Annotated in this window: 22 protein-coding genes; 20 read left to right on the forward strand and 2 right to left on the reverse strand. The window is 27.4% G+C overall.

All coding sequences use genetic code 11. The features are described from left to right. Positions 1-65 precede the first annotated feature (65 nt). The 13 genes from OW729_RS11335 (at position 66) to OW729_RS11395 (ending at position 14,178) form a co-directional block, all read left to right on the forward strand. Complete coding sequence (locus tag OW729_RS11335; protein ID WP_268061623.1) at positions 66-1,646, forward strand: leucine-rich repeat domain-containing protein; 1,581 nt, start codon at positions 66-68, stop codon at positions 1,644-1,646. 46 nt (positions 1,647-1,692) lie between these two features. Further along, a complete protein-coding gene (locus OW729_RS11340) occupies positions 1,693-3,198 on the forward strand; it encodes a leucine-rich repeat domain-containing protein (RefSeq protein ID WP_268061624.1) in 1,506 nt (501 codons plus the stop codon). A gap of 146 nt (positions 3,199-3,344) precedes the next feature. Further along, positions 3,345-3,764, forward strand: a complete 420-nt coding sequence (locus OW729_RS11345) for a DUF5684 domain-containing protein (protein ID WP_268061625.1) — start codon at positions 3,345-3,347, stop codon at positions 3,762-3,764. A 257-nt stretch (positions 3,765-4,021) separates the two neighbouring features. After that, complete coding sequence (locus tag OW729_RS11350) at positions 4,022-5,545, forward strand: DUF445 family protein (RefSeq protein WP_268061626.1); 1,524 nt, start codon at positions 4,022-4,024, stop codon at positions 5,543-5,545. 38 nt (positions 5,546-5,583) lie between these two features. Next, positions 5,584-6,345 carry a TatD family hydrolase gene (locus tag OW729_RS11355; RefSeq protein ID WP_268061715.1) on the forward strand — a complete coding sequence of 254 codons (762 nt, stop codon included), beginning with the start codon at positions 5,584-5,586 and terminating at the stop codon, positions 6,343-6,345. A gap of 281 nt (positions 6,346-6,626) precedes the next feature. Beyond that, positions 6,627-7,664, forward strand: a complete 1,038-nt coding sequence (locus tag OW729_RS11360; RefSeq protein WP_268061627.1) for a ubiquitin-like domain-containing protein — start codon at positions 6,627-6,629, stop codon at positions 7,662-7,664. Positions 7,665-7,800: 136 nt separating this feature from the next. Beyond that, positions 7,801-8,343 carry a ribonuclease M5 gene (gene rnmV, locus OW729_RS11365; RefSeq protein ID WP_268061716.1) on the forward strand — a complete coding sequence of 181 codons (543 nt, stop codon included), beginning with the start codon at positions 7,801-7,803 and terminating at the stop codon, positions 8,341-8,343. Between the two features lies 1 nt (position 8,344). Beyond that, entirely contained in the window at positions 8,345-9,187 is an 843-nt protein-coding gene (gene rsmA, locus OW729_RS11370) for a 16S rRNA (adenine(1518)-N(6)/adenine(1519)-N(6))-dimethyltransferase RsmA (RefSeq protein WP_268061628.1), read from the forward strand. A 234-nt stretch (positions 9,188-9,421) separates the two neighbouring features. Beyond that, positions 9,422-10,819, forward strand: coding sequence for a midas domain-containing protein (locus tag OW729_RS11375; protein ID WP_268061629.1), 1,398 nt, complete (start codon positions 9,422-9,424; stop codon positions 10,817-10,819). A 104-nt stretch (positions 10,820-10,923) separates the two neighbouring features. After that, the gene (locus OW729_RS11380; RefSeq protein ID WP_268061630.1) at positions 10,924-11,511 is read left to right on the forward strand and encodes a PsbP-related protein; all 588 of its coding nucleotides are present in this window, start codon (positions 10,924-10,926) and stop codon (positions 11,509-11,511) included. Between the two features lie 129 nt (positions 11,512-11,640). Continuing rightward, positions 11,641-12,399 (forward strand): prolipoprotein diacylglyceryl transferase, encoded by a 759-nt coding sequence (locus OW729_RS11385; protein WP_268061631.1) that lies wholly within the window; start codon positions 11,641-11,643, stop codon positions 12,397-12,399. 30 nt (positions 12,400-12,429) lie between these two features. Then, positions 12,430-13,254 carry a hypothetical protein gene (locus tag OW729_RS11390; RefSeq protein ID WP_268061632.1) on the forward strand — a complete coding sequence of 275 codons (825 nt, stop codon included), beginning with the start codon at positions 12,430-12,432 and terminating at the stop codon, positions 13,252-13,254. An 81-nt stretch (positions 13,255-13,335) separates the two neighbouring features. After that, positions 13,336-14,178: an Mrp/NBP35 family ATP-binding protein gene (locus tag OW729_RS11395; protein WP_268061633.1), complete on the forward strand. Its 843-nt coding sequence runs from the start codon at positions 13,336-13,338 to the stop codon at positions 14,176-14,178. Positions 14,179-14,694: 516 nt separating this feature from the next. On the opposite strand, the gene OW729_RS11400 is transcribed toward OW729_RS11395, so the two are convergent. Further along, a complete protein-coding gene (locus OW729_RS11400) occupies positions 14,695-14,880 on the reverse strand; it encodes a hypothetical protein (protein WP_268061634.1) in 186 nt (61 codons plus the stop codon). A gap of 95 nt (positions 14,881-14,975) precedes the next feature. Between OW729_RS11400 and OW729_RS11405 the strand changes: the two genes are divergently transcribed. Both OW729_RS11405 and OW729_RS11410 read left to right on the forward strand, forming a co-directional pair. Next, positions 14,976-16,088: a sensor domain-containing diguanylate cyclase gene (locus tag OW729_RS11405; RefSeq protein ID WP_268061635.1), complete on the forward strand. Its 1,113-nt coding sequence runs from the start codon at positions 14,976-14,978 to the stop codon at positions 16,086-16,088. Beyond that, a complete protein-coding gene (locus OW729_RS11410) occupies positions 16,088-16,789 on the forward strand; it encodes an MgtC/SapB family protein (protein WP_268061636.1) in 702 nt (233 codons plus the stop codon). The genes OW729_RS11405 and OW729_RS11410 overlap by 1 nt, the downstream gene beginning before the upstream one ends. Positions 16,790-16,804: 15 nt before the next feature. Here OW729_RS11410 and OW729_RS11415 read toward each other — a convergent pair whose 3' ends face one another. Next, positions 16,805-17,443, reverse strand: coding sequence for an MBL fold metallo-hydrolase (locus OW729_RS11415; RefSeq protein WP_268061637.1), 639 nt, complete (start codon positions 17,441-17,443; stop codon positions 16,805-16,807). Between the two features lie 319 nt (positions 17,444-17,762). Between OW729_RS11415 and OW729_RS11420 the strand changes: the two genes are divergently transcribed. The 5 genes from OW729_RS11420 to OW729_RS11440 all read left to right on the forward strand — a co-directional run bounded on the left by OW729_RS11420 (position 17,763) and on the right by OW729_RS11440 (position 24,424). Next, positions 17,763-19,757: an N-acetylmuramoyl-L-alanine amidase gene (locus OW729_RS11420; RefSeq protein ID WP_268061638.1), complete on the forward strand. Its 1,995-nt coding sequence runs from the start codon at positions 17,763-17,765 to the stop codon at positions 19,755-19,757. 351 nt (positions 19,758-20,108) lie between these two features. After that, positions 20,109-22,100 (forward strand): N-acetylmuramoyl-L-alanine amidase, encoded by a 1,992-nt coding sequence (locus OW729_RS11425; protein WP_268061639.1) that lies wholly within the window; start codon positions 20,109-20,111, stop codon positions 22,098-22,100. 252 nt (positions 22,101-22,352) lie between these two features. After that, a complete protein-coding gene (locus OW729_RS11430; RefSeq protein ID WP_268061640.1) occupies positions 22,353-23,291 on the forward strand; it encodes a CPBP family intramembrane glutamic endopeptidase in 939 nt (312 codons plus the stop codon). A 28-nt stretch (positions 23,292-23,319) separates the two neighbouring features. Beyond that, complete coding sequence (locus OW729_RS11435) at positions 23,320-23,676, forward strand: C-GCAxxG-C-C family (seleno)protein (RefSeq protein WP_268061641.1); 357 nt, start codon at positions 23,320-23,322, stop codon at positions 23,674-23,676. Positions 23,677-23,830: 154 nt separating this feature from the next. Then, positions 23,831-24,424, forward strand: a complete 594-nt coding sequence (locus OW729_RS11440) for a type II toxin-antitoxin system PemK/MazF family toxin (RefSeq protein WP_268061642.1) — start codon at positions 23,831-23,833, stop codon at positions 24,422-24,424. Positions 24,425-24,547: the final 123 nt, after the last annotated feature.

Consider the following 24,547-nt stretch of genomic DNA (forward strand, 5'->3'; position numbering starts at 1 on the left):
TAATTATCAAAGAAATATTTGTAAAAAATTGAAGAAAATTTTTGGTGTAAAGGGGGAAATATAAAATGAAAAATAAATATTTAGTAGCGACTTTTTTTAGTGCTTTTTTACTAATGACACCTAATGTAAAAGCGACAAGTTTTGTGGACAACCAAACAGTAGATTCTAATAAAAATTGGACAATTAAATTTACAGAGAAAATTGAATTTGATGCTTCAACCAAACAAGATATAACTGTAAAAGATACTCAAGGGAATAGGATAAATGCTGATATTCAGTTAGGAGAAGATGGTAAAACAGTTATAGTAACATCTCCAAAAGGGGGATATACGGTAGGTGAAAGCTATATATTAAATGTTGGAACTAAAGTACATTCCAATAAAGGTAAGGCATTAAAGAAAGAACAGAAAGTACACTTTAATATTAAAAATAATAATTCAATAGTAACTTTTAAAGATAAAAATTTAGAAGAAGCTGTAAGATATGTAACAATGAAGCCAGAAGGAACTATTTACAAAAGTGATGTTGAAAAAATAACTTATTTAAAAGCAGAGGTTAAAGACATATCAGATATTGGTGGAATTGAGAATTTAACTAATCTTGAAAAGCTTGATTTAGGGGTTAACCATATTAGTGATATAAATGCATTGAAAGGATTGACTAAACTAAAAACTCTTAATTTAGGGTTTAATCCCATTGATGATGTTAAAGATTTAGAGGCATTAGAAGGATTAGTTAATCTAGAAAATCTTGATTTAAGCCACAATCAACTTAAGGATTTAAGTGTATTAAAAAAATTAACTAAGCTAAAAACTCTTAATTTAGAAGGTAACGACTTTATTAAAGATATAAGTGCCTTAAAAGGATTAACTAATCTTCAAACACTTAATTTAAGAAATAATCAAATTAAAGATATAGGTGCATTAAAAAATTTAAATAAACTAGAAGATGTTAATTTAGAAAGCAACCAAATTAGTAATCTAAATGAATTAAAAGGATTAGTTAATTTAAAAACTCTTAATTTATCTGGTAATAAGATTAATGATCTAAGTGCACTAAAAGGAGTAGTTAATTTAGAAGATCTTAATTTAGTTACTCTTAATAAAGAGGATACTACACCTAAGGATATAAGCGCATTAAAGGGGTTGATTAACTTAAAAATTCTTAACTTAAGTGGCAACAGAATTAAAAATTTAAGCGTATTAAGTGAATTAAAAAATTTAGATGATATTGATTTATCTAATACTATGACTAAAGATATTAGCGTATTAGGAAAATTAACTAATCTAAGAGCTATTGTTTTAAATAATAATCAAATTAGTGATATAAGTGCGTTTGGAGAATTAACTAGTCCAACATTTATTGAATTAAATGATAACCAGATTAAAGATATAGGTTCATTAAAAGGATTAGTTAAATTAACATATCTTAGTTTAAATAATAATCAAATTAGTGATGTAAGTGCTTTAGGAGGTTTAACTAATTTAAAACGTCTTGATTTAGGTCATAACAAAGTTAATAATATAAACCCATTAAAAAAATTAACCAATTTAGGATATATGATTTTAACAAGTAATCAAATAAGTGAGGGAGATAAAAAAGCATTAGAAGATGCTCTACCTGAATGTACTATTCCTTTTTATTAAAATAAGTAAAGAGGGTTTGTCTAAAAAAATAAAAGGGGGATGTAAAATGAAAAATAAATACTTAATAGCAACTCTTTTTAGTACTTTTTTACTAATGGCACCTAATGTAAAAGCAGCAAACTTTATGGACAACCAAGAAGTAGATACTAATAAAAGTTGGACAATTAAATTTACACAAGAAATTAAATTTGATGATTTAACTAAACAAAATATAAGTGTAACGGATAGCAAGGGTACTAGAGTAAATGCTGATATTAAGTTGGGAGAAGATAATAATACAGTTATAGTGACAGCTCCACAAGGGGGATATACAAAAGGAGAAAGTTACATATTGAATGTTGGAACTAAAGTACATTCCAATAAAGGTAAAGCATTAAAGAAGGAACAGAAAGTACACTTTAATGTTAAAAATAATAATTCAATAGTAAAATTTAAAGATAAATATTTAGAAGAAGCTGTAAGATATGTAATAATGAAGCCAAAAGGAACTATTTACAAAAGTGATGTTGAAAAAATAACTTATTTAGATGCAAAGTGTCAAAATATAGAAAATATCGAGGGGATTGAAAAATTAACCAATCTAGAAAAGATTGATTTAAGTTTTAATAGCATTGAAAATATAAGCGCACTGAAGGGGTTAACTAAATTAAAAACCCTTAATTTGAGTTCTAATTGGAGTTATGACGGTAAGGGGTTAGAGGCATTAGGAGAATCAAGTAATCTAGAAAATCTTGACTTAACAAGTGATCGAGTTGGAGATATAAGTGCATTAAAAAAATTCACTAAACTAAAGATTCTTAAATTACAAGATAATGTCTTTCTTGAAGATATAAGTGCCTTGGATGGATTAACTAATCTTCAAACACTTAATTTAAGTAGCAATCAAATTAAAGACATAAGTGTATTAAAAGGATTAAAGAATCTAAAAACACTTGATTTAGGTAATGATAAAATTAAAGATATAAGTATACTAAAAGGACTAACTAACTTAGAAAATCTTAGCTTATTTAGTACTATGACTAAGGATATAAGTGCATTAAAGGGATTAGTTAATCTAAAAGCTCTTAATTTAAGTGGTAACGAAATAAAGGATTTAAGTGTACTGAAAGGGTTAACTAAATTAGAAAATCTTAATTTATTTAATACTATGACTAAGGATATAAGTGTATTAAAAGGACTAACTAATCTAAAATTTCTTGGCTTAAGTTATAATTATATTAGCGACATAAGTGCATTAGGAGAATTAACTAATCTGGAAAAGATTAATTTAAATGTTAACCAAATTAAAGATATAAGTCCATTAAAAAGATTAGTTAATCTAACAGAGCTTGGTTTAAGTAGTAATCAAATTAGCGATATAAGTGCTTTAGGAGGTTTAACTAATTTAACACAGCTTGAGTTAGCAAATAACAAAGTTAAAGACATAAACCCATTAAAAAAATTAACTAATTTAAGATATGCCGTATTAATTAATAATCAAATAAATGATGTAGATAAAAAAGCATTGCAAGATTCCTTACCTAAATGTACTTTTGATTATTGTTACGAATAAGCATTATTAAGATAAAAGAGGTTATAGTAAGTTTACTGTAACCTCTTTTAATAATGTTGTTATGCAACATTATTTTATCATTCAGTAACAGTTTCAACTAATAACTAATATACTGATAAGTGAAAAATTCTGTGAAAGGATATAGTATGAATATTTACAGACAGTATTTTTTTTGGGGGAGTAGTACTATAATCTTAACATTTGTTTTTACTTATCTTATACAGGCGTTAGTTTATTATAAAATAGCAGAGAAAGCAGGGCTTGATAATAAGTGGATAGCATTTATACCAATCCTACAATTTGTAATCTTCTTTCATGTTATTGATAGAAGTGCTCTATATATTTTGTTTGGGTTAATATCGTTTATACCTATTGTAGGGCCTTTAGTTTTATTTGTTCTTGGAATATATTGGAAAGTAATGTTTTATAGAACTTTTGGATTAGATAATTTACTTATTATTCTTGCTGTAGTAATTCCATTTGTAGATTTTATAGTAGAACTGTATATTGCATTTTCAGATTCTGTACAGTATCAAGATACAAATAGATTTCAAGTATATAAGTAATCAGTTTTAATCTTTAATCTATAATCTTTAAAAAATAATATGTTTTTGGAATGATTAATTACTAACATGTAGGAAATAATTATTATTAATAGTAATTAGAATTATATTTTACAAATTAAAATAAAAATTCAAATAAAAATATAGTAAAAGCATATAGTTCTAACACTGTATGCTTTTACTATGTTATATTAAATTTGATAATAAAAAAAAGAGATGTATAATTATAATATTACAATAACTAGAGAAAGGGAGATAATATGGTACAAAAGCTTATTTTCGCAGCAATATTAGGTGCTGTAATAGGGTACATAACTAACTGGTTAGCTATTAAAATGCTTTTTAGACCACACCATGAAAAAAGAATAGGAGGAATAAGAGTGCCTTTTACACCAGGACTTATTCCTAAAGAACAAGGAAGAATTGCTAAGAGTGTAGGCGAAGCTATCGGAAGTCATTTATTAACTAATGAAACTATGGTGGAAGCTCTTAAGACAAATGGGGTAAATGAAAAGTTTAAAAAATGGGTTGAAGCCAAAATTATGGAGGTTCAACGAAGCTCAATATCTTTAGGAGAGCAGATAAAAAAAATAGTTGGGGCTTCTTATGAAAAACTAGTATGTTTTGTTAAAAATAAAATAGCTAACATAATAATTTCTACTATAAAAAAGGACAATTTTAAAAATGAAATAGAAAATGTGATAATTAATGGTGTAAAAAAAGAACTTTCTAAAAGACCACAAGTACTTTTAGAAAATGATAATTATAAAAAATTAAAAGAAAAAATAAATGTTGAAATGAAGAATTACAAAGATTCTCAGGAATTTAAAGACTTACTATTTACACTTACAAGTAGCAAGATTAATGAATTAGAAAATAGTGATAAAACGTTAGAAGAGATAATACCTATTAGTATTGTAAGTACAATAAAAGTATACGTATATAACAAAAATTATGATATATCAATGGTAATAAAAGATATGCTTAAGGATGATAAGATAAATCAAAAAATAAAGGACGCTATTAAAGGAATGCTGGGTTCTAATCTAAATCCAATGATAGCAATGTTTTTAAATGCAGATGTTATATATGAAAAAATTTCTTCTGTAATAGAACATGAATTAGACAAAGAGGATACTCAAAAAAATATTGCATTATTTATTAATGATTTGTTTGATAAGATACTTGAAGGAAAAGCTTCAAATGTTTTTTCTAGTATGTCTGAAGAATCTAAAGATAAAAGCATTAAGCAATTATGTAAATTAATAACTGAAAAAATTATAGATAACAAATTGTTTGATGAGATTATTAAATTGTTAGAGTTAAAAATAAGTAATAAAGAGTCTATAGAAGATATATTAACAGATCTAGACTTAGATTATGAACAGACTCTTAGGAATTTTATAAGAAGTAGAATAGATTATTTATCAGAAAATAAAAAGATAGAAGAAAAAGTATATTTTTATGTAGATGGTTCACTAAACAAAATTTTAAATATGAATTTAGATCAAATATCAGAAGGAAAAGAAACGAAAATCTGTACAATAGCTTCAAACGCATCAGAAGTTATGTTTGATAGGTTTGTTACTAATAAGGCAGGAGATTTTATAGAAGCATTTAATATTAAAAAGATAGTAGAAGACAAAATAAATTCTTTTGAAGTTTCTTTTGCAGAAGAAATTATTTTGGAGATTGCTAGTAAAGAATTAAGTGCTATAACTTGGCTTGGCGCATTACTTGGATTTATAATGGGATTTTTATCTACATTGATTGCATCAATATAACTTTATTGTAAATTACTAAAGGAGTGATAGAAGTTATGATGATTTTTGACTCTCATGCTCATTATGATGATGAAAGTTTTAATGAAGATAGAGAAAGTGTAATAAAAGAATTAATGAAAAATGGTATTGTTGGTGTTCTTAATTGTGGGGCTTCTGCTAAAGGAATGAGGGATTCTGTTAAGTTAGCAGAAAAATATGATATTTTTTATGCTGCTGTAGGAATACATCCTGAAAATGCTTATGAATTTACTGATGAGGTTATAGACGAAATAAAAAAATTTGCAAAAGAAGATAAAGTTAAAGCTATTGGAGAAATAGGTTTAGATTATTATTGGGAAGAGAACCCTCCTAAAGACGTTCAGAAAAAAGCTTTTAGAAAACAGATGGAGATTGCAAAAGAATTAAATCTTCCAGTTATTATCCATGATAGAGAAGCACATAAAGATACTTTAGAGATAATGAAAGAATTTCCAGAGGTAAAAGGAGTTGTTCATTGTTTCTCTGGAAGCGTAGAATTTGCTCGTGAATGCTTAAGATTAGGATACTATATTGGATTTACTGGAGTAGTAACTTTTAAAAATGCTAGAAAAATATTAGAGGTAGCAGGGGAAGTACCTCTTGATAGAATTTTAGTTGAAACAGATTGTCCTTATATGGCTCCCGTACCGTATAGAGGAAAGAGAAATAGATCAGAGTATATAGAATACATAATAGAAAAGATAGCAGAAATTAAACAGATTTCTATAGAAGATATACAACATATAACTATAGATAATGTTAAAAATATGCTTAACATCTAGATAAGGAATAATCATATTTCATTGACATAAAAAGGAAAATGATATATAATATAGAAAAAATTATTTAATAAAAATAATAAAATGTACAAGCTATTCATAATGTAACATAAAATTGAGATTGTCCTAATATTAATATTATGTGTAGTGTTTCACTATTAAAAAATAGTTATGCATATGATGCATTATAATTTACACAGAATAAGGGCAAAAAGTGCTGAATTTGACGAAAAATGAAATTCAAGGTATAATGATTTAGGCACTTTTGTCAAGGAGGTTAAATTATGTTACAAAAAATTACTAGCGACATAAAGACCTACTTCTCAAATGGACCTAAGATTCTTTTCTTATTTGGACTAGTTCTTATATGTACGCTTATTGGAATGTTTACAATGCAAAAGAGTGTGAATATTGTAGTCGATGGAAAAGAAATTAGTGTGATGACTTATAAAAATGATGTAAAAGACGTGTTAGAAAAAAATAATATTGCACTGGGTCCCAAGGATATTGTAGAACCAGACTTAAAAAGCAAGATAAAATCAGGAGACACCATAAAGATAGAAAGAGCTATTAATATCCAACTACAGGTTGATGGTAAAAGTAAGAATGTCGCTACAACAGCAGATAATGTTAAGGAAATGCTGTCACAAGAAGGAGTAAAACTTTCACAAGAAGATAAAATCTCACCATCAATGGAAGAAACTATTAGAGAAGGCCTTAAGGTTAAGATAGTTAGAGTGAATTCTAAGATAGAAAAAAAAGTTGAACCTTTAGAATTTACTACTGTAGTAAAGAAAGATAGTAATTTAAAAGAAGGATACAAAAAGGTTGTACAAGATGGTACAGCTGGACAAAAAGAAATACAATATAAAGTTGTTTATGAAAATGGAAAAGAAGTTTCTAGACAGATGGTTAATCAAACAGTAATTCAGCAACCTAAAGATAAGATTATTGCAATGGGAACAATGAAAACAGTAAGGCTATCCCGTGGTGATACATCTTATTTAAGAAAAATAAGGATGAGAGCTACTGCTTATACATCCAGTTTCAAAGATACAGGTAAGAGACCTGGAGATAGAGGTTTTGGAGTTACTGCATCGGGTACTAGAACAAAAAGAACTTCAGGGGGATACAGTACGGTAGCTGTTGATCCATCAGTTATTCCACTCGGAACAAAATTGTATATAGAAGGATATGGGTATGCTATTGCAGAAGATACAGGTGGAGCTATTAAAGGAAATAGAATAGATTTGTATTTTAATTCTGATAGTGAGGTTCATAATTTTGGAGTTAGATATTTAAATGTATATATTGTACAATAGAGCGCTAAGCGCTCTTTTCTTTTGTTTAAAAGCATAATTAGTAAATTATGAAAAATAATTTGAATAAAGATTTGTTTGGTTTATAATAAAGAAGGTAATATTGTTTAGATTAATTTTTGGAGGCTTTATTGTTATGATGATAAAGGAAGTTATTGTAGTAGAAGGACGAGATGACATAACTGCAGTTAAAAGAGCTGTAGAAGCAGAAATGATTGCGGTAGGTGGGTTTGGAATAAATAGTAAAGTGATAGATAGAATAAAAGAGGCTCAGAAAAGACAGGGAGTAATAATATTTACAGATCCTGATTTTGCAGGAGAAAAGATAAGAAGAATAATAACCAAAAGAGTGAGTGGAGTTAAACATGCGTATATAACGAAACAAGAAGGAATGAAGGATGACGATATTGGCGTGGAAAATGCTTCTCCAGAGACTATAAGAAGAGCTCTTCAAAATGCAAAATGTGAAGTTAAGGAAAAAAGAAGTTTTTTTGATACTCAAGACTTATATTTCTTTAAACTTACAGGTGAAGATGATTCTAAAAAAAGAAGAGAAATGTTAGGAAAAGAATTAGGTATAGGGTATTGCAATTCTGCACAATTTATTACTAGGCTAAATAACTATGGGATAGATAGAGAAGAATTTGTAGTTGCTTTAAATAAGGTAAATAAGGAGATATAAGATGGAAAAGTTGAATACTAAGGATTTAGTAAAAAAATATAACTTTAAGTTTACGAAGAGCTTAGGACAAAATTTTTTAATAGATGATACTGTTTTAGATGATATAGTAGAAAGTGCAGAGGTTTCAAAAGAAGATTTTGTTATTGAGATAGGTCCTGGTGTAGGAACTTTGACTAAAGAACTTTTAATGAAAGCAAAAAAAGTATGTGCAGTTGAGTTAGATTCAGAACTTATTCCTATACTTAAAAATGAACTAGCTTCTTTTGAAAATTTTCAAATTATACATAAGGATGCTTTAAAGGTAGATTTTAATGAAATAATTGGTGATGAAAAAAGTGTTAAGGTAGTTGCTAATCTTCCTTATTATGTTACTACACCTATTATAGTTAGAATATTAAATGAAAATTATAAGTTTAAGTCTTTAACAATTATGATTCAGAAAGAAGTTGCAGAGAGGATAGATGCTGAGCCTAACTGTAAAGAATATGGTTCACTTTCAGTATTGGTGCAATATTATTGTGATACAAAAATAATACGAACAGTATCACCATCCTCATTTATACCACAGCCTAAAGTGGACTCAATAGTTATAAGATTGGATAAGTTAAATAAACCTAGAGTGGATGTTAAGGACAAAGAATTATTCTTCAAAATAGTAAGGCAATCTTTTAATATGAGAAGAAAGACATTACGAAACGTTGTAAAGAGTCTTAATCTTTTAGTTGATAGTAATATGGAGAAAGCTTTTAATAATTCCAATATAGATTTAAAGAGAAGAGGAGAAACGCTATCTCTTCAAGAGTTTGCTAATCTAAGCAATTCAATATATGAAATAATTAATTAATGAATAGAAGTATATGATTTACAATGCCAACAAACCCACATTAAAAATGTGGGTTTTATAATGTTCATTTTTATATGGTATTTATTTAAACTAGGTAATAAATATAAGATTTAAATGGAATAAGATTAAAAGTAAACATTAAGTTTGGATATAGTTTTTCCTAAAAAAAGTTCATTTTTTTAAAAGTAAGCATATATTATAATAATGAATAAGTTTGTTTTGGGGGGAAAACGATTGGCTACCAAAAAAAGTTATAGTAGATATTTTATTATATTACAGGAAGATGAAAAAGGTTTTTCAACAGATGTGAATAAATTTCCTACAGGATATACTAAGATAGAGAAGAAAAATGATAAATGTAAGGTATCATACTATGTTCAAAACTTAAAAAAGGATAAAGAACCATACTATATGGTGTTAATATGCAACAGTAAAGATACTAAAAAACTAATTAAATTGGGAGAAATGAATTTAGATAATTTTGGAAGCTCAGAAGTTTCTTATGAATATGAGGTTAGTAATTTAGCTAGTAGTGGCATAGGAATGGATGCAATAAAGGGTGCTTGTATAGTAAATTTTAAAGATGTTAATATGAGTGTTGCTTTAACTGGGTTCATAAATGGAGTTAAGCTAGATAACTGGAAAGCTTACTCTATCATAGAGCCTAAAGAAAAATTTAGGGATTCTGAAGTAGATAAGAACATAGAACAAGACATTGAAGTAAGCAATGATAATAAAGAAGTAAATATAAAAGATACAAGTACCAAAGGAATACAAGAGGAAAAAATGCAAGATGAGATAGATAGTAATAAAAATTCAACAGAAAGTAATATGTTTGATGAATATGAAAGCGACATAGAAAAATTTAAGAACATAAATAAAGATGTTAAAGATATTGATGATTTAAACAAATCAAGTAATGAAGTAGATGATATTGATAGCGAAGCTAAATGTGTAGCTAAATCAAGTGAAAAAGTGGAGTTGGATAGAGAAGTAAATTTAAGTGACCAAACAGATGAACATAGTGAAAATGTGGATTCGATTAATCAGGTTGATCAAACAGAGGATAATTCATATAAACAAGAAGAATATAGGAAAAGTGAAGAAAGAGATAAAAAAAGTAAGAATAAATGTAAAGAAGATAAAGAAGATAAAAATAAAGAAGATAAAAATAAAATAGGCAAAGATGATAAAGATGAGTATCCATTAGGAGCTACAGGAAAGTTTTTTAAGAATTTAGCTAAGGATCTTGAGGAAGTTTATGATATATGTCCTGAAATGGGCAAATGCAAATGGTATAAGGTACCAGTAGAACAGCTTGAAACAATAAACCCATTAATTGATTTTAGGATATACAATATGTTATATTATCCTATGAGTTATTATTATCCTTATATAAAAAAACAAGGGCATTATCTTATTGGATATAAATGTGATTCAAATGGAGATATGAAGTATCTAGTATATGCAATACCTGGCACAAAAATGGTTTATGATCAACCTTTTGGAGGAACAACAGGGTTTACTACTTGGACTTGTAAAAAATATGATGATGATAAAATGCATAGTAAAGGGTACTGGGTAATGTTTTATGACTTTAAAAATTGTAGGGTTATGATACCTGTTATGTAAATAAAAAACTAACTGCTTTAAATTGCAGTTAGTTTTAATATTTTGTCATTTCCATTCATATAGTATATTAGTGGGATGTACTATAATGGATATGGGGGAGTTTTATGAAAATTATATTAATAAACAAAAGGAGAATAGAAATTGTTGTTATTGTTTTTGTTTTAATGATATCTATTTTTGGAATTGGGAAATTATTTGAGGAACGTATCAAATATGTAAGTTTTATACAAAATAATATAAGCTCTTTAAAAGAATATAAAGCTTTAGACGGATGGTTAACTTATAAGCTCCCCGAAAAGTGGAACACTGAAATTGAAAATTCACTAGGGAAAGAAATAATATACCATAATAATTTTAAAGCTGAAGACTTAGCAATAAATGGAGTTATTCAAGTTTGGAATATAAAAAATAATTTACAAGAATTTTTAGAAAATAGTAAACAGATATCTATGAAACAAAATAATATTTTAGATTATAAAATAAAAGAGATAAATATAGATAATAAACAGGGATATTGGATTAGATATGTGATTTTATCCAATGATACTTATTATGTAGCTAATGAATATTTTGTAAAGAGTGATGATAGGATAGTTAGAATATCTTTTTTTGTTAAAAATCAGGATTTTAAGGAAGCTTTTAAGGCTTTGTTCGATAGTATAGTCCAGACTATAACAATACATCAGTCATAATTATAGATTTCATTGATTTAGTTTTTTTTAAGTATTATAATTTTATAATAGGAAAATAAAAAAGAAGCTTTAAGCTTCTTTTATTGTTTTGTATTAAAATATATATTTTAAACTATAGGAGGTAAGATAATGAAACCCATTCTGTTTGAAGTTTTCGGCATCAAAGTTTATGGATATGGATTTATGATAACAATAGGAATAATATTTGCTCTTGTACTTTTAAATAAAAGGAGCAGAACAAGAGGCTATGATGAGGACAAGCTATGGGATATGGCTATATTTACTATAATTTCAGGTGTTATAGGCGGAAAGATATTATATATATTAACTGATTTTAATTATATTAAGTCCAATCCAATAGCAATCATTAAGGAATTTGGAAGCGGGTTTGTTATATATGGAGCCATAATAGGGGGAGTTTTAGGTATAGTAATATATTGCAGAAGAAAAAAATGGAGTATTTTAAAAACTATTGATTTAGTAGCACCAAGTGTAGCTTTAGCGCAAGGATTTGGAAGAATAGGATGTTTTCTAGCTGGATGTTGCTATGGAAGAGAAACACATTTACCTATAGGTGTTATATTTAAAGAATCACCATTTGCACCTAATCATATTACACTTCATCCAACTCAATTATATTCATCTATGTTCGATTTTGGGTTAGCTTTATTTTTATTATGGTATGATAAAAAGGAAAGGAAAAATGGTAAGGTTTTTTCTATGTATGTTATAATCTATAGTGTTGGAAGATTTATTGTAGAATTTTTGAGAAATGATCCAAGAGGAACTGTAGGAATTTTGTCAACTTCTCAATTTATTGCCATATTTACATTAGTAATAGGACTTATTCTTTTTAATATAAATAAAATCAGAAGAAGCAGTTTATAGAAGACGCTTGACGTTTTAGGAGGTAAATTTGTGAATAAGAAGTTTAAAACTATACTTGTTTTGGTGGCTATTATTTTTAATACTACATTTTTAGGATGTAGCAAAATTGATGCTTTTAAGGTGAAACTTGGAATGCAAAATAAAGATTTTGAATACATAAAACAAGGGAAAATAAACAAAGTAATAATACAAAATATAAGAGATAAAGGGTTTACTTTTATTGTTACAGATAAAAAATCCATACAAGATTTATATAATATCTTATCGTTAGGAAAAGAAGTAAGTAAAAAGACTTCTTTAGAACCTGATTATAATATTGAACTTTATGAAAGTATAGATAAAGTTCATAAGTTTAAATATGTTGCAGGATTAGATAAAAGTGATGCAGGAAACCTTTATAGTGATGGTAAAGTTTATATTGTGTCTAAAAGATTAGATGATGATATTTTAAAAAATTTTTTAAATTTAAGAATACCAAAGGAATTTAAAGATGTTTATTATGGTTCTATGCTTAAAGCATTAGAAGATTATAGTAAGGATTTAAGTGCTGATCAAAAGATAGGTATAGATATAAATGATGAAGAAGGTGCGAAGTTTGTTTTAACGACGGATATAGAAGAATTTAAAGAACAATTGAGTAAAAATGCAGAGATAATAAAAAATGATGAAAGAGATAAGTATGAAATAACTATGGATATATTAACTGAAGGCTACAAGGATGATTTATATAAATGTATAATTACCTTTTTTAATAAGAAAACTAAAAAAGAAGTTAAGTATTATTTTGTTAATAAATATGATTTTAATTCATGGGATTTTAATATGAGTAAAGGTGAAAAACCAAAAGATTTTTAAGGTTTTTGGCATTTGATAAAAATAGATATAATGATATAATATTGTTGTTAATTTTTCATACTACGATTAGGAGGAATAAAAATGAGCAGTTGTGATACTTGTCCAAGTAAAGGAACATGTAATGAACAAGAATGTTCAAAAACATTTCCTAAAAACGGAAATATAAAAAATATAATTGGTGTTATAAGTGGTAAAGGTGGAGTTGGAAAATCTACAGTAACAGGTATTTTAGCAACTCAACTTGCTAAAAATGGATATAAAGTTGGGGTTTTAGATGCCGATATTACTGGACCATCAATGCCTAGAGTATTTGGTATTAATAATCAAAGAGCTCAAGCAATCCAACATGAAGGTACAGAAGAAGTTAAATTCGTGCCTATACAAACAGAAGGTGGAGTAAAGGTAATGTCTTTAAATCTTCTTACAGAAGAAGAAGAACAACCAGTTATATGGAGAGGACCTTTGATAACTGGAGTTTTAAACCAAATGTATACTGATACGATTTGGGGTGAATTAGATTATCTTTTAATTGATATGCCTCCAGGAACAGGAGATATAGCTTTAACAATAATGCAAAGTCTTCCTATAACAGGGATGGTAGTAGTTTCAACTCCTCAAGATATGGTTTCTATGATAGTTAAAAAAGTAGTAATCATGATAGAAAAGATGGGGATAAATCTATTGGGCGTTGTAGAGAATATGGCTTATATAAAATGTGAAGCCTGTGGAGATAAAATAAAAGTATTTAGCAAAAAGCCATCTGAAGAACATGCAAAATATTTAGGTGCTAATCTTTTAGCTGAGATGCCAATAAATTTAGATATGGTTGAGAGTTTAGAACAAGGTAAAATGGAAAGTTTTATAAGAGAATCAAAAGAGTATGATGAACTTTATAATAATTTTGTTAAGGAATTAAATAAATAATATAATAATGTTGTGACGCAACATTATAGTAGTGATTAGTGAACAGAGAATAGTGAATAGTAAAGGAGGATTTTCCTCCTAGTGTCAGAAAATCTTTGAATTAAATAAAAGAATAAGCTCATAATGAAAATTTAATTTTTCATTATGAGCTTTGTTTTTGACTTAAACAAAAGAGCTGGTAAGCTCTTAAAAGCGGTAGCTTGCGGATTTATATGAAGTTTTATGTTTATTTAACTATCTAAAAAGTTAAACTATAAGCTGGAGCACAGACTCTTTTTTTATAAATATTAACGTTATAAACAGATATCATTTGTATAATTACAGCATTTAAACTATGTTTTATAAACCTTTTAATTTTAAGGTTTTGTTTACTATTCACTATGCACTATTCCTTATTCTCTAAACAAGGACTATTTCTTTGCGTGCTGAAGGTTTAATGGATAACTACATATATTTAGAAAACCTATTCCTCTGACGTTATCCATTAAGTCGTAATATTATTATATTGTGTTATAATTAAATAAAAAAGTTTTTCATTTTATCATTGATTATTTCCATTGATAATGATGGTGTATTTATGTTGACTTTATCTCCGATTTTTGAATTAGGAGGAAGATGTGACGTACATAAATCCATAGTTGCACCATTTTCAAAAATTATAAAGGCATCCGTGTCGTTTATATCGAGTATTTTTCCTTGCATTTAAAGTGCTCCTTTACAAATTTATTTATCTAAGTAGTTTTTACTAATATAGATTAATTATGCTACAGAAAACAGTTTAAAAAGGGGATAGAGTTATGGTCAGGGATTATGGATTATATCTTACTATTGTATTATTAGTAGCTTTAATTTTACTTCAGCATTATTGGATGAAAAAAGCAAAGGATAGATTGATTTCAATAGATAGAATAAAGGATGAATTTTATAATTTAGGAAATCGGATTAACAAAGTAAAAAATAAAAATGATTTATACAAGGTTATGCTTAATGCTGCAGTAAGTTTAATTAAAGCTGCAGATAAAGGAAGTATACTTATATTAGAGGAAGATGAACGCTTTTACTTTAAAGCAATAAATGGATTTGGTGATGAACTAAAAGAAGTGTCCTTAAGCAGAGAAGAGTGTTATTTATATAAATATAACAATTTTAAGAATACGACAATAATAAAAGATCCAGCTCAATTTGATGAGAAATATTTAAATGATGAAAATAAAGATAAAATGAATAAGTTTAAGGCGTTAAATATTAAATATACTTTAAGTTCTCCTATTTATATTGAGGATGAATTAATTGGATTAATAAATGTGGATTCTTCTTACGAGGATAGAGCGTTTACTAAGGATGATTTAGAATTAATGGATTATATAAAGAATGAGATGCAGATAGTACTAAAAAATTTTATAATTCAAGATGAATTAAGATATTTAGTAAACCATGATGATTTAACAGGAATATATAATAGACGAATTTTTAAAGATATAATCAATGAAGAATTAGTAAATGTTAAATATAATAAATTAAATTTAATATTTGTTTTAATAGATATAGATAAATTTAAATCTATAAATGATACTTACGGTCATATAATGGGGGATAAGGTTTTAAAAGAATTTACAAAAACATTAATAGATAATATAGGAGAAAATAGTATATGTGCTAGAATATCAGGAGATGAGTTTGCGATTTTCTTTAAAAATTATTCAAAAGAAGAAGTTATGCAATTATTAGATAATATAAATAAAATTTTTTCTTCTAAAACTATTAATAATATATATGATTTAAAAGTAAGTTTTAGTTATGGTATATGTGAGGTATGTTCTGACAATATATTATCTTATGATGAGGTCTTTTCTATATCTGACAAAAATATGTATAAGAATAAAAAGGAAAAAGGAGATATAAAAAGATAATGAATAATTATGAAGTGGTTCTTAGATTAGTATTAGCCGCTTTTGCTGGAGGCCTTTTAGGATATGAGAGAGAATTTAAGAATAGACCAGCAGGTCTTAGAACCCATATTTTAGTTTGTGTAGGTGCGGCTATAATATCTATTATACAACTTTATATTGCTTGGGATACTATGGAACTTATAAGAGCAAATCCTCAGATGGCAAACTCTATTAAAGCTGATATAGGAAGAATGTCTGCTCAAGTTGTGTCTGGTATAGGATTTTTGGGTGCTGGTACTATAATACATGAGAAAGGTTCAGTAAAAGGACTTACTACAGCTGCTAGTTTATGGACAATAGGGTGTATTGGTATAGCTATAGGTATGGGATATTATTTTTTAGCAATTGTATCTACAGGAGTGGTTTATTTTACTTTGGTTTCTTTAAAGAAATTTGAGTTTAAGGTGCTAAAAAAAGTTTCTACTGTAAAACTCTTAATAGAATATCATAATAATGAAGAATTAACCTTAAGATTGAATAATTATTTTAAAAGTAAAAATATAGTTATAAAAGACTCTAAATTTTTGGTGGATGAAAAAGATGAAGATTTATTATTTAAAAAATCTTTATACGTAATAGTAGTACCGAGAAATGTTAAAGTAAGTAGCGTTATAGGGGAACTAAAGAAAATCGATCAAGTTGTAAGAGTATCAAGAGAATAAAATTGCTAAGCAATTTTATTCTCTTGGATCTAATATTTTAACTGTATTTTTATCAAGAATATTTTTATCTATAATTAAAGAACAATTATTTATTCTTTCACCATTTTCCATATTTATAATAAAGGTTTCCACTCCTTCAAGTGGAAAAGATAAATGAGGAGTTTTATAATGCATAGGTATAATTATTTTACTATTAATTTCTTTAGCTACTTTAGCTGCTGCTTTACCATCAATAGTATAATTTCCACCTACAGGAATAAGAAGAATATCGATATTTCCAATTTTATTTATATAATCTTGTGATAGTTCATGTCCTAAATCACCTAAATGGCATATTTTGTATCCATCAATTTCAAATACAAATATAATATTTTCACCTCTTTTAGTTCCTTTAACATCATCGTGAAATGAAGGAATTCCTTTTAAAGGAATATCACATAAGTTAAATAATCCTACTTTATCTATAATTTTTGGATTACCTTTAAGTTTATCTATATAATCATGATCAAAATGATGATGACTTATAGATACCAAATCTACTTCTTCATCAAAGATTTTATATCCTACAGATTCATCAAAAGGATCAGTTAATAACCTTCTTCCCTTAGAGTCTTCGATTAAGAAAGATGAATGACCTAACCAAGTTATTTTCATTATACTACGCTCCTTATAAAGCAATTTTTACTATCTAAGCTAAATTATAATTATATTTAAGTTTATTATTATAGATATTTTAAAATATCTATTTAAATATAATTGTACTCAATATTAATATAAAATAATCATTATATGTAAAAAGTCAATATAGATAATAGATGATTTAATTAATATATCGACTATAGGATTTGAAAATATGGAAAATAATACATTTGATAATCAAAAACTATTTTATAAAATTATGACAAAAAAATTGAATTATTTTACTGAATAAGATAAGATTAGATTAGTAATATATTATTGTGGAGGCGATATATTGAAACAGTGTACAAAATTTCTAATAAGTATTATGGCTTTTCTATTTCTTATAGGAATAAATATACCTCCAAATGTTTTTGCGGCTACAAGTTCTAATATTATGGGTAAGGCGAGCGTAGATGTGAATAAGATTTGGACTATTAAATTTAATAATGAATTGGACAAGTCAACGATAGAGGGAAAAGATAATGTGTTGGTTTTAGATGATAAAGGAGCTAAAGTAAATACAAAAATTCAATATAAAGATAGTAAAACCCTATTGATTTCTCCTATTAAAAATTATGATTATGGCAAGAAATATACAATAATAGTAAAAGATACAGTGAAATCAAAAAAAGGAAAAGGCATGAAAAAAGCTGTACAAATGGACTTTACAACTAAGAGCAATGCTACTCAAATAAAAACTATTGAAGATATGAGCCAAATTTTATATAAGGGTGAAAAATATACACTACCTTCAGTTGTTAAAGCCGTTATGAGTAATGGTACAGAACAAAATGTTAGTATTAAATGGGATAATACATATATAAACACTTTAAAACCGGGAACATATAATTATAAGGGTACAGTATCAGGATATGATAAAAAAGTTAATTTAAAGGTAGTAGTAAGTTCTTCATCTGGTGCAGATTTGTCAAGAATTACCAAAGTTTGTATAGATCCAGCTAGTGCATCTAATCTTAAACTATTAACAGGACCTACTGGAGTTAACGACAATGATGTTAATTTAAAGATTGCATTAAAACTTGGAAAGTTACTAGAAAGCAAAGGCATAAAAGTTGCTTATACAAGACAAAAAGATTCTGTTTCTTGGAATCAAAGTGAAGATGTAGAAAAGAGATGTAAGATAGCAAATGATTCAGATTCGGAAGTTCTTATAAGTATAAGATCTAATTATTATTCATCTTCAACAGCAGAAGGAATAGAAACTTATTATCTAGGCAAAGATACTAAAAGTAAAGATTTAGCACAGCAGGTGCAAAAAAACGTGATTTCTAAAACAAATGCAAAAGATAGGACAGCACAGAAGATAGGTGAAAACCATATTGAGCTTTTGCAAGACTTTAATGGAGTTGGTATTTTAATATATGGAGGATTTATATCTAACCCTAATGAAGAAAAGCTATTAAATAGTTCACAATATCAAGACAAAATAGCACAAGGTATAGCTGATAGTATTAACAATTCTACTAATAATAAAATTGTGTCTATAAAAGATATTAATGCTAATGTAAATCAAGGAGAGTCATATACTTTGCCAACAAAAGTTATGGCTATAGATGAAAAAAGTAATTCAGTCCAAGCTGATATTGTATGGGAAGTAAGTAGTATAGACACAAATAATGCAGGAACTTATGTTATTAAAGGAAGAGTAAATAATTATTCTAAATTAGTTACATTAACTATAGTCGTATCTCCTAAGAAAGTAGCTAAATACAAAATATGTATAGATTCTGGACATGGTGGTTATGATTCAGGAACTATTGGATACAGTGGAACAAAAGAAAAAGATATAGCATTACAAGTTTCCTTAAAAGTAGGACAACTTTTACAGAAGAATGGAATAGATGTTGTTTATACAAGAACTAGCGACAATGTTCCATGGCCTCCAATTAAGGGTAAGGAACTTGAGATGAGATGTGATATATCAAATAAAGCTAAGGTGAATTATTTTGTATCAATTCATCTAAATAGTGTAGATGGAAGTCCATCAACATCAGGCATTGAAACTCTTTATGGTAGTAATAGGACAGATGGAATACCTTTAGCTAAAAATATACAAAAGGAAATGGTTGCTGCAACAGGCGGAAGAGATAGAGGAATAAAGAAGAGAAATGATGTTTATGTAGTTAAATGGCCAGATGCACCTCCTGTTTTAGTTGAGTTGGAATTTATCAGTAATCCACAAAAAGAAAAGTTACTAAAAACTTCTGAATATCAACAAAAATGTGCAGAAGCTATAGTAAGGGGTATTATGAAAACACTTAAATAATTTAGTATCTAGAGTATAGGATTAAAATAATAGGAAGAGGAATAAGAATTACAAAAGTCATATTGTAATTTTTATATCTCTTCCTTTAATATATGCAGTTATTATTGTTTGTAAATATATACAGTTAAGTAATTTATAATGAACCCGAATTAATTAATAAGGTTAAGTTAAATCATAATTTATTTTAGTTAAGGGCTATTAAAAAATTCAATATATGCAATTAAATTGAAACAAAAAACTAATTAAGAAGATTATTTTATATAATTTAATAAAATGTTCCTAATTAAATTGAATTATTTTCATAAATGAAATAAAATTAACTTAAATAAAATATTATGTGGAGGGGATATATTGAGAACGTGGAGAAAATTTCTAGCATATACTATAATTTTTATACTCTTTATAGGAGTAGACATACCTCCAAATGTTTTTGCAGCTACAAGTTTAAACATTACAGATAAAGTAAATGTGGATGTGAATAAGATTTGGACTGTTAAATTTAATAATGAATTGGACAAGTCAACAATAGATGGAAGCGATAATATATTGATTCTAGATGATAAAGGCTCTAAAGTAAATATAAAGATTGAGTATCAGGATAACAAGACCTTATTGATTTCCCCTGTAAATAATTATGAGTATGGAAAAATTTATACATTAGTAGTAAAAGATACGGTAAAATCTAAAAGTGGTAAAGGCATGAAAGAAACTATACAGATGAAGTTTACAACTAAGACTAGTAATGCTACTATTAAAACCATTGAAGATATTACTCAAATTTTATATAAGAGTGAAAAATATTCATTGCCATCAGTTGTCAAAGCTATTATGAATGACAATACTGAACAAAATGTTAGTGTTAAATGGGATAATACATATATAGATACATCAAAACCAGGAACATATTATTATAAAGGTACAGTATCAGGGTATGATAAACTAGTTAATTTAAAGATAGTAGTGAGCACATCTTCTGGCGTAGATTTATCAAGAATTACTAAGGTTTGCATAGATGCTGCTAGTGCGTCTAACCTTCAAGTTTTAACAGGACCTACTGGAGTTAAAGATAAAGATGTTAATTTGGGTATAGCATCAAAACTTGGAAAATTATTAGAAAATAAAGGAATAAAAGTTACATATACAAGACAAAGTGATTCTGTTCCTTGGAGTCAAAGTGAAGATGTATTAAATAGAGATAAGATAGCGAATGATTCACAATCGGAAGTTCTTGTAAGTATAAGATCTAATTATTACTCATCTCTAACAGCAGAGGGAATGGAAACATATTATTTAGGAACTGATAGTAAAGGGAGTACCTTAGCACAACAGGTTCAAAAAAATATCATTTCTAAAACAAATGCAAAGGATAGGGGTGCAAAAGAAGTAGGAGAAAGTCATATTAAGTTTTTGCAGGAATTTAATGGCGTTGGTATTTTAGTATATGGAGGATTTATATCTAATACTAATGAAGAAAAGCTATTAAATGATTCGCTATATCAAGATAAAATAGCACAAGGTATAGCAGACAGCATAAATGCTTCTAGTGGTAATACAATTACGTCTGTAAAAGATATTAGTGCTAATGTGATTGAAGGAAATTCATATAGTTTACCAACAAAAGTTACAGCAATAGATGACAAAAATAATTCACTTCAGGCTGATGTTATATGGGAAGTAAATAGTGTAGATACAAGCAAAGTAGGAACTTATGTTATTAAAGGAAGAGTTAATGGGTATTCTAAATTAATTACATTGACTCTAACTGTATCTCCTAAACCTACAGCTAAGTATAAAATATGTATAGATCCTGGGCATGGTGGATATGATTCAGGGGCTATAGGTCCGGGGGGAACTAAAGAAAAAGATGTAGTATTGCAAGTATCATTAAAGCTAGGACAAATCTTGGTGAATAATGGAATAGATGTTGTTTATACACGAACTAGTGATAATGTTCCATGGCCAGCAAATAAGAGTGAAGAACTTAAGATGCGATGTGATATATCAGATAAAGCTAAGGCAAATTACTTTGTATCAGTTCATGCAAATAGTGTAGATGGAAGCCCATCAACCTCAGGAATTGAAACTCTTTATGGTGATAACAGAACAGATGGAATCCCTCTGGCTACTAATATACAAAACGAAATGGTTGCTACAATGGGAGGAAAAGATAGAGGGCTTAAAGAAAGAGCAGTTTATGTTGTAAAATGGACAGATGCTCCTTCTGCTTTGGTCGAATTAGAATTTTTAAGTAATCCAGATAAGGAAAAATTATTAAAGACTCCGGAATATCAACAAAAATGTGCAGAAGCTATAGCAAGAGGAATTATGAAAACACTTAAATAATAGATTATTTTTTATAGGGGTGTTGTTTTTATACTCTTTAAAAATATAGCTAAATAATAAATAAGATACTAAGCGTAAGTAGAGGTTTTATATTTATTTTGCTATGAATTAAGAGAAAATTTAAAAATAAAAAGGAAGAGGTATTATAATTGCAAAATAATATTGTAATATTATGCCTCTTCCTTTATTATGTTAATATTAGTATATATTTTAAAAATTTAATTAACAATAAATAAGGAAGGGAGAAATTTGGTGAATAAAAACAAGACATTTTATGCAAATTTATTTGCTATGATATTATTAATTTTATATTCATTTGGAGGAGATATATTAGTCCCTATATTTGGGAAAATGAGTTTATCGCTTCCTATGTATCTTGTACTTCCTCAAATACTTTTATTAGTAGTACCTACAATAGTATATTTTATTATAACAAAAGAACCAGTAAAAGATACTCTTAGACTAAATAAAATAGGGCTTAGGACGATATTTATAGTAATCGGAATAGGTTTTTTATCTATGCCTATAGCGAGCTTTTTATCCCTAATATCTCAATTTGTTTTTCCAAATAGAATAGGTCAAGTAGTAAATAGGTTAGATAATATACCTTTTATTATAAGATTAGGTGTTGTAGCTCTAACACCTGCTATTTGTGAAGAGATAACTATGAGAGGAGTTACTTTATCAGGATACAATGATTTAAGTATTAAAAAATCAGCTATAATGACAGGTCTATTTTTTGGAATGATTCATATGGATGGTAATCAATTTTTATATGCCTTTGCACTGGGAGTAATATTTGCTTATTTAGTGAGAATTACAAATTCTATATTTTCATCTATGATATGTCATTTTATTATAAATGGTACACAAGTATTTTTGTTAGAAGTAAGTAAATATCTTTCAAAGCTTTCTAATCAAGATGTTAAAGCCGTACAAGGGGCAGGGCTATCAAGTTTTACAATGTCTCAAAAAATAAATGCTGTTCTATTTTATTTAGTATTAGCAGTAATTTGTTTAGGTGTTATAGTAATTTTAATACAAAAATTGATTAAAATTCATGGAAAAATAGGAATACAATCAAATAATGTTTATGAAAATGATATAAAATATATAAATTGGCCAGTATATGTATCAGTTATATTATACATTTTTATAATAGTAAATCAATTAATTAAAATATACAAATGACAAGGTTAAATTATGGGAGGAACTAGGAATGTCTAAGGCAGCTGAATTTTTTAAACAGGGTTATAATTGTGCAGAATCTATAATAAAAGCGGTAAATGAGGAAAAAGGACTTAATATACCAATATCTGTAGCTTCGGCATTTGGAGGAGGTATGGCAGTAGGAAGTACCTGCGGTGCAATAACAGGGGCCATGATAGCATTAGGAGCTATTAAGGGAAGGGAATCATCAGAAGAGGTAAATGAATCTAGAGAAGTTGCTAGGAAAATAATGAATAAGATAAATGAGGACTATGGAACAACTAACTGTAAAGAACTTAAGAAGAAGGGGATATCTTGTATTGAAATTATAGATTATTCATATGAAGTTATAAAAGAATATATTTAAATATAGTTAATGACTAACAGGGTATTCTGAATTTGAAAAAAATGGTGAATAATTAAATAAATTTAAAGGGAAATAAGATGAGGATTAAGAATTAGTGTAGGGGTATAAGTTATATAGGTATATGAAAATGCGTTAATGTATAGGGGGGGATTATATGAAAAACGACATAAATCGTATGAATAATGTAGAATTACAGTCGTTTATTAAGAAGCGAGTAAAAGATATTGAAATTATGGTAGATGAGTATGCGAGCACTATAGATAATAAGGTACAAGAAGGGGATTCTTTAAAGGATATGAAGAAAAGAGCCTACCATATTAGACGTATATATAATTATGCTTTATGGGTAAATGAGCAGATAAAAATAAATGATAATCCCCAAAAAAGTTCTAGAATAGTTCCTAGAAGAGGGGAAATCTGGACTTGTGAGTTAGGGCAAAATGTTGGTTCAGAAGAGAATAAGGTAAGACCTGTTATAATAATTCAAAATAATACAGGTAATAAAAAAGCACCCACTACAATAGTTGCTCCAATATCTAATAGGCCAAAAAAGATAGCAGTACATATAGAACTCAGAGAAGATGACTATAAGCTAGAGAATGGAGAAAAGAATCATGTAACTGGTACTATACTCGCAGAACAGATAAAAGTAGTTTCTAAAGCTAGGTTAGGGAGACATATTGCAACTGTCAATAAAGAATTCATGAAAATTTTGGATTCAAAGCTTAAAATTTCATTAGAATTGTAATTTAGTAATATTATTTGAATATAATATTACTAAGAATATAAAAAACGTGTAAAAATATATTGATTAAATGACATATTAATGTTAAAATTTAATCATTGAGACAGTTACATACCTAATGTAGGT

The sequence above is a fragment of the Clostridium brassicae genome (assembly GCF_026738875.1).
Lineage (GTDB): Bacteria > Bacillota > Clostridia > Clostridiales > Clostridiaceae > Clostridium_H > Clostridium_H brassicae.

Excerpts from the sequence above, each read along its gene's own strand:
- OW729_RS11335 (WP_268061623.1), top strand. The coding sequence starts at position 66 with ATGAAAAATAAATATTTAGTAGCGACTTTTTTTAGTGCTTTTTTACTA.
- OW729_RS11340 (WP_268061624.1), top strand. The coding sequence starts at position 1,693 with ATGAAAAATAAATACTTAATAGCAACTCTTTTTAGTACTTTTTTACTA.
- OW729_RS11345 (WP_268061625.1), top strand. The coding sequence starts at position 3,345 with ATGAATATTTACAGACAGTATTTTTTTTGGGGGAGTAGTACTATAATC.
- OW729_RS11350 (WP_268061626.1), top strand. The coding sequence starts at position 4,022 with ATGGTACAAAAGCTTATTTTCGCAGCAATATTAGGTGCTGTAATAGGG.
- OW729_RS11355 (WP_268061715.1), top strand. The coding sequence starts at position 5,584 with ATGATTTTTGACTCTCATGCTCATTATGATGATGAAAGTTTTAATGAA.
- OW729_RS11360 (WP_268061627.1), top strand. The coding sequence starts at position 6,627 with ATGTTACAAAAAATTACTAGCGACATAAAGACCTACTTCTCAAATGGA.
- rnmV (WP_268061716.1), top strand. The coding sequence starts at position 7,801 with ATGATAAAGGAAGTTATTGTAGTAGAAGGACGAGATGACATAACTGCA.
- rsmA (WP_268061628.1), top strand. The coding sequence starts at position 8,345 with ATGGAAAAGTTGAATACTAAGGATTTAGTAAAAAAATATAACTTTAAG.
- OW729_RS11380 (WP_268061630.1), top strand. The coding sequence starts at position 10,924 with ATGAAAATTATATTAATAAACAAAAGGAGAATAGAAATTGTTGTTATT.
- OW729_RS11385 (WP_268061631.1), top strand. The coding sequence starts at position 11,641 with ATGAAACCCATTCTGTTTGAAGTTTTCGGCATCAAAGTTTATGGATAT.
- OW729_RS11395 (WP_268061633.1), top strand. The coding sequence starts at position 13,336 with ATGAGCAGTTGTGATACTTGTCCAAGTAAAGGAACATGTAATGAACAA.
- OW729_RS11400 (WP_268061634.1), bottom strand. The coding sequence starts at position 14,880 with ATGCAAGGAAAAATACTCGATATAAACGACACGGATGCCTTTATAATT.
- OW729_RS11405 (WP_268061635.1), top strand. The coding sequence starts at position 14,976 with ATGGTCAGGGATTATGGATTATATCTTACTATTGTATTATTAGTAGCT.
- OW729_RS11410 (WP_268061636.1), top strand. The coding sequence starts at position 16,088 with ATGAATAATTATGAAGTGGTTCTTAGATTAGTATTAGCCGCTTTTGCT.
- OW729_RS11415 (WP_268061637.1), bottom strand. The coding sequence starts at position 17,443 with ATGAAAATAACTTGGTTAGGTCATTCATCTTTCTTAATCGAAGACTCT.
- OW729_RS11435 (WP_268061641.1), top strand. The coding sequence starts at position 23,320 with ATGTCTAAGGCAGCTGAATTTTTTAAACAGGGTTATAATTGTGCAGAA.
- OW729_RS11440 (WP_268061642.1), top strand. The coding sequence starts at position 23,831 with ATGAAAAACGACATAAATCGTATGAATAATGTAGAATTACAGTCGTTT.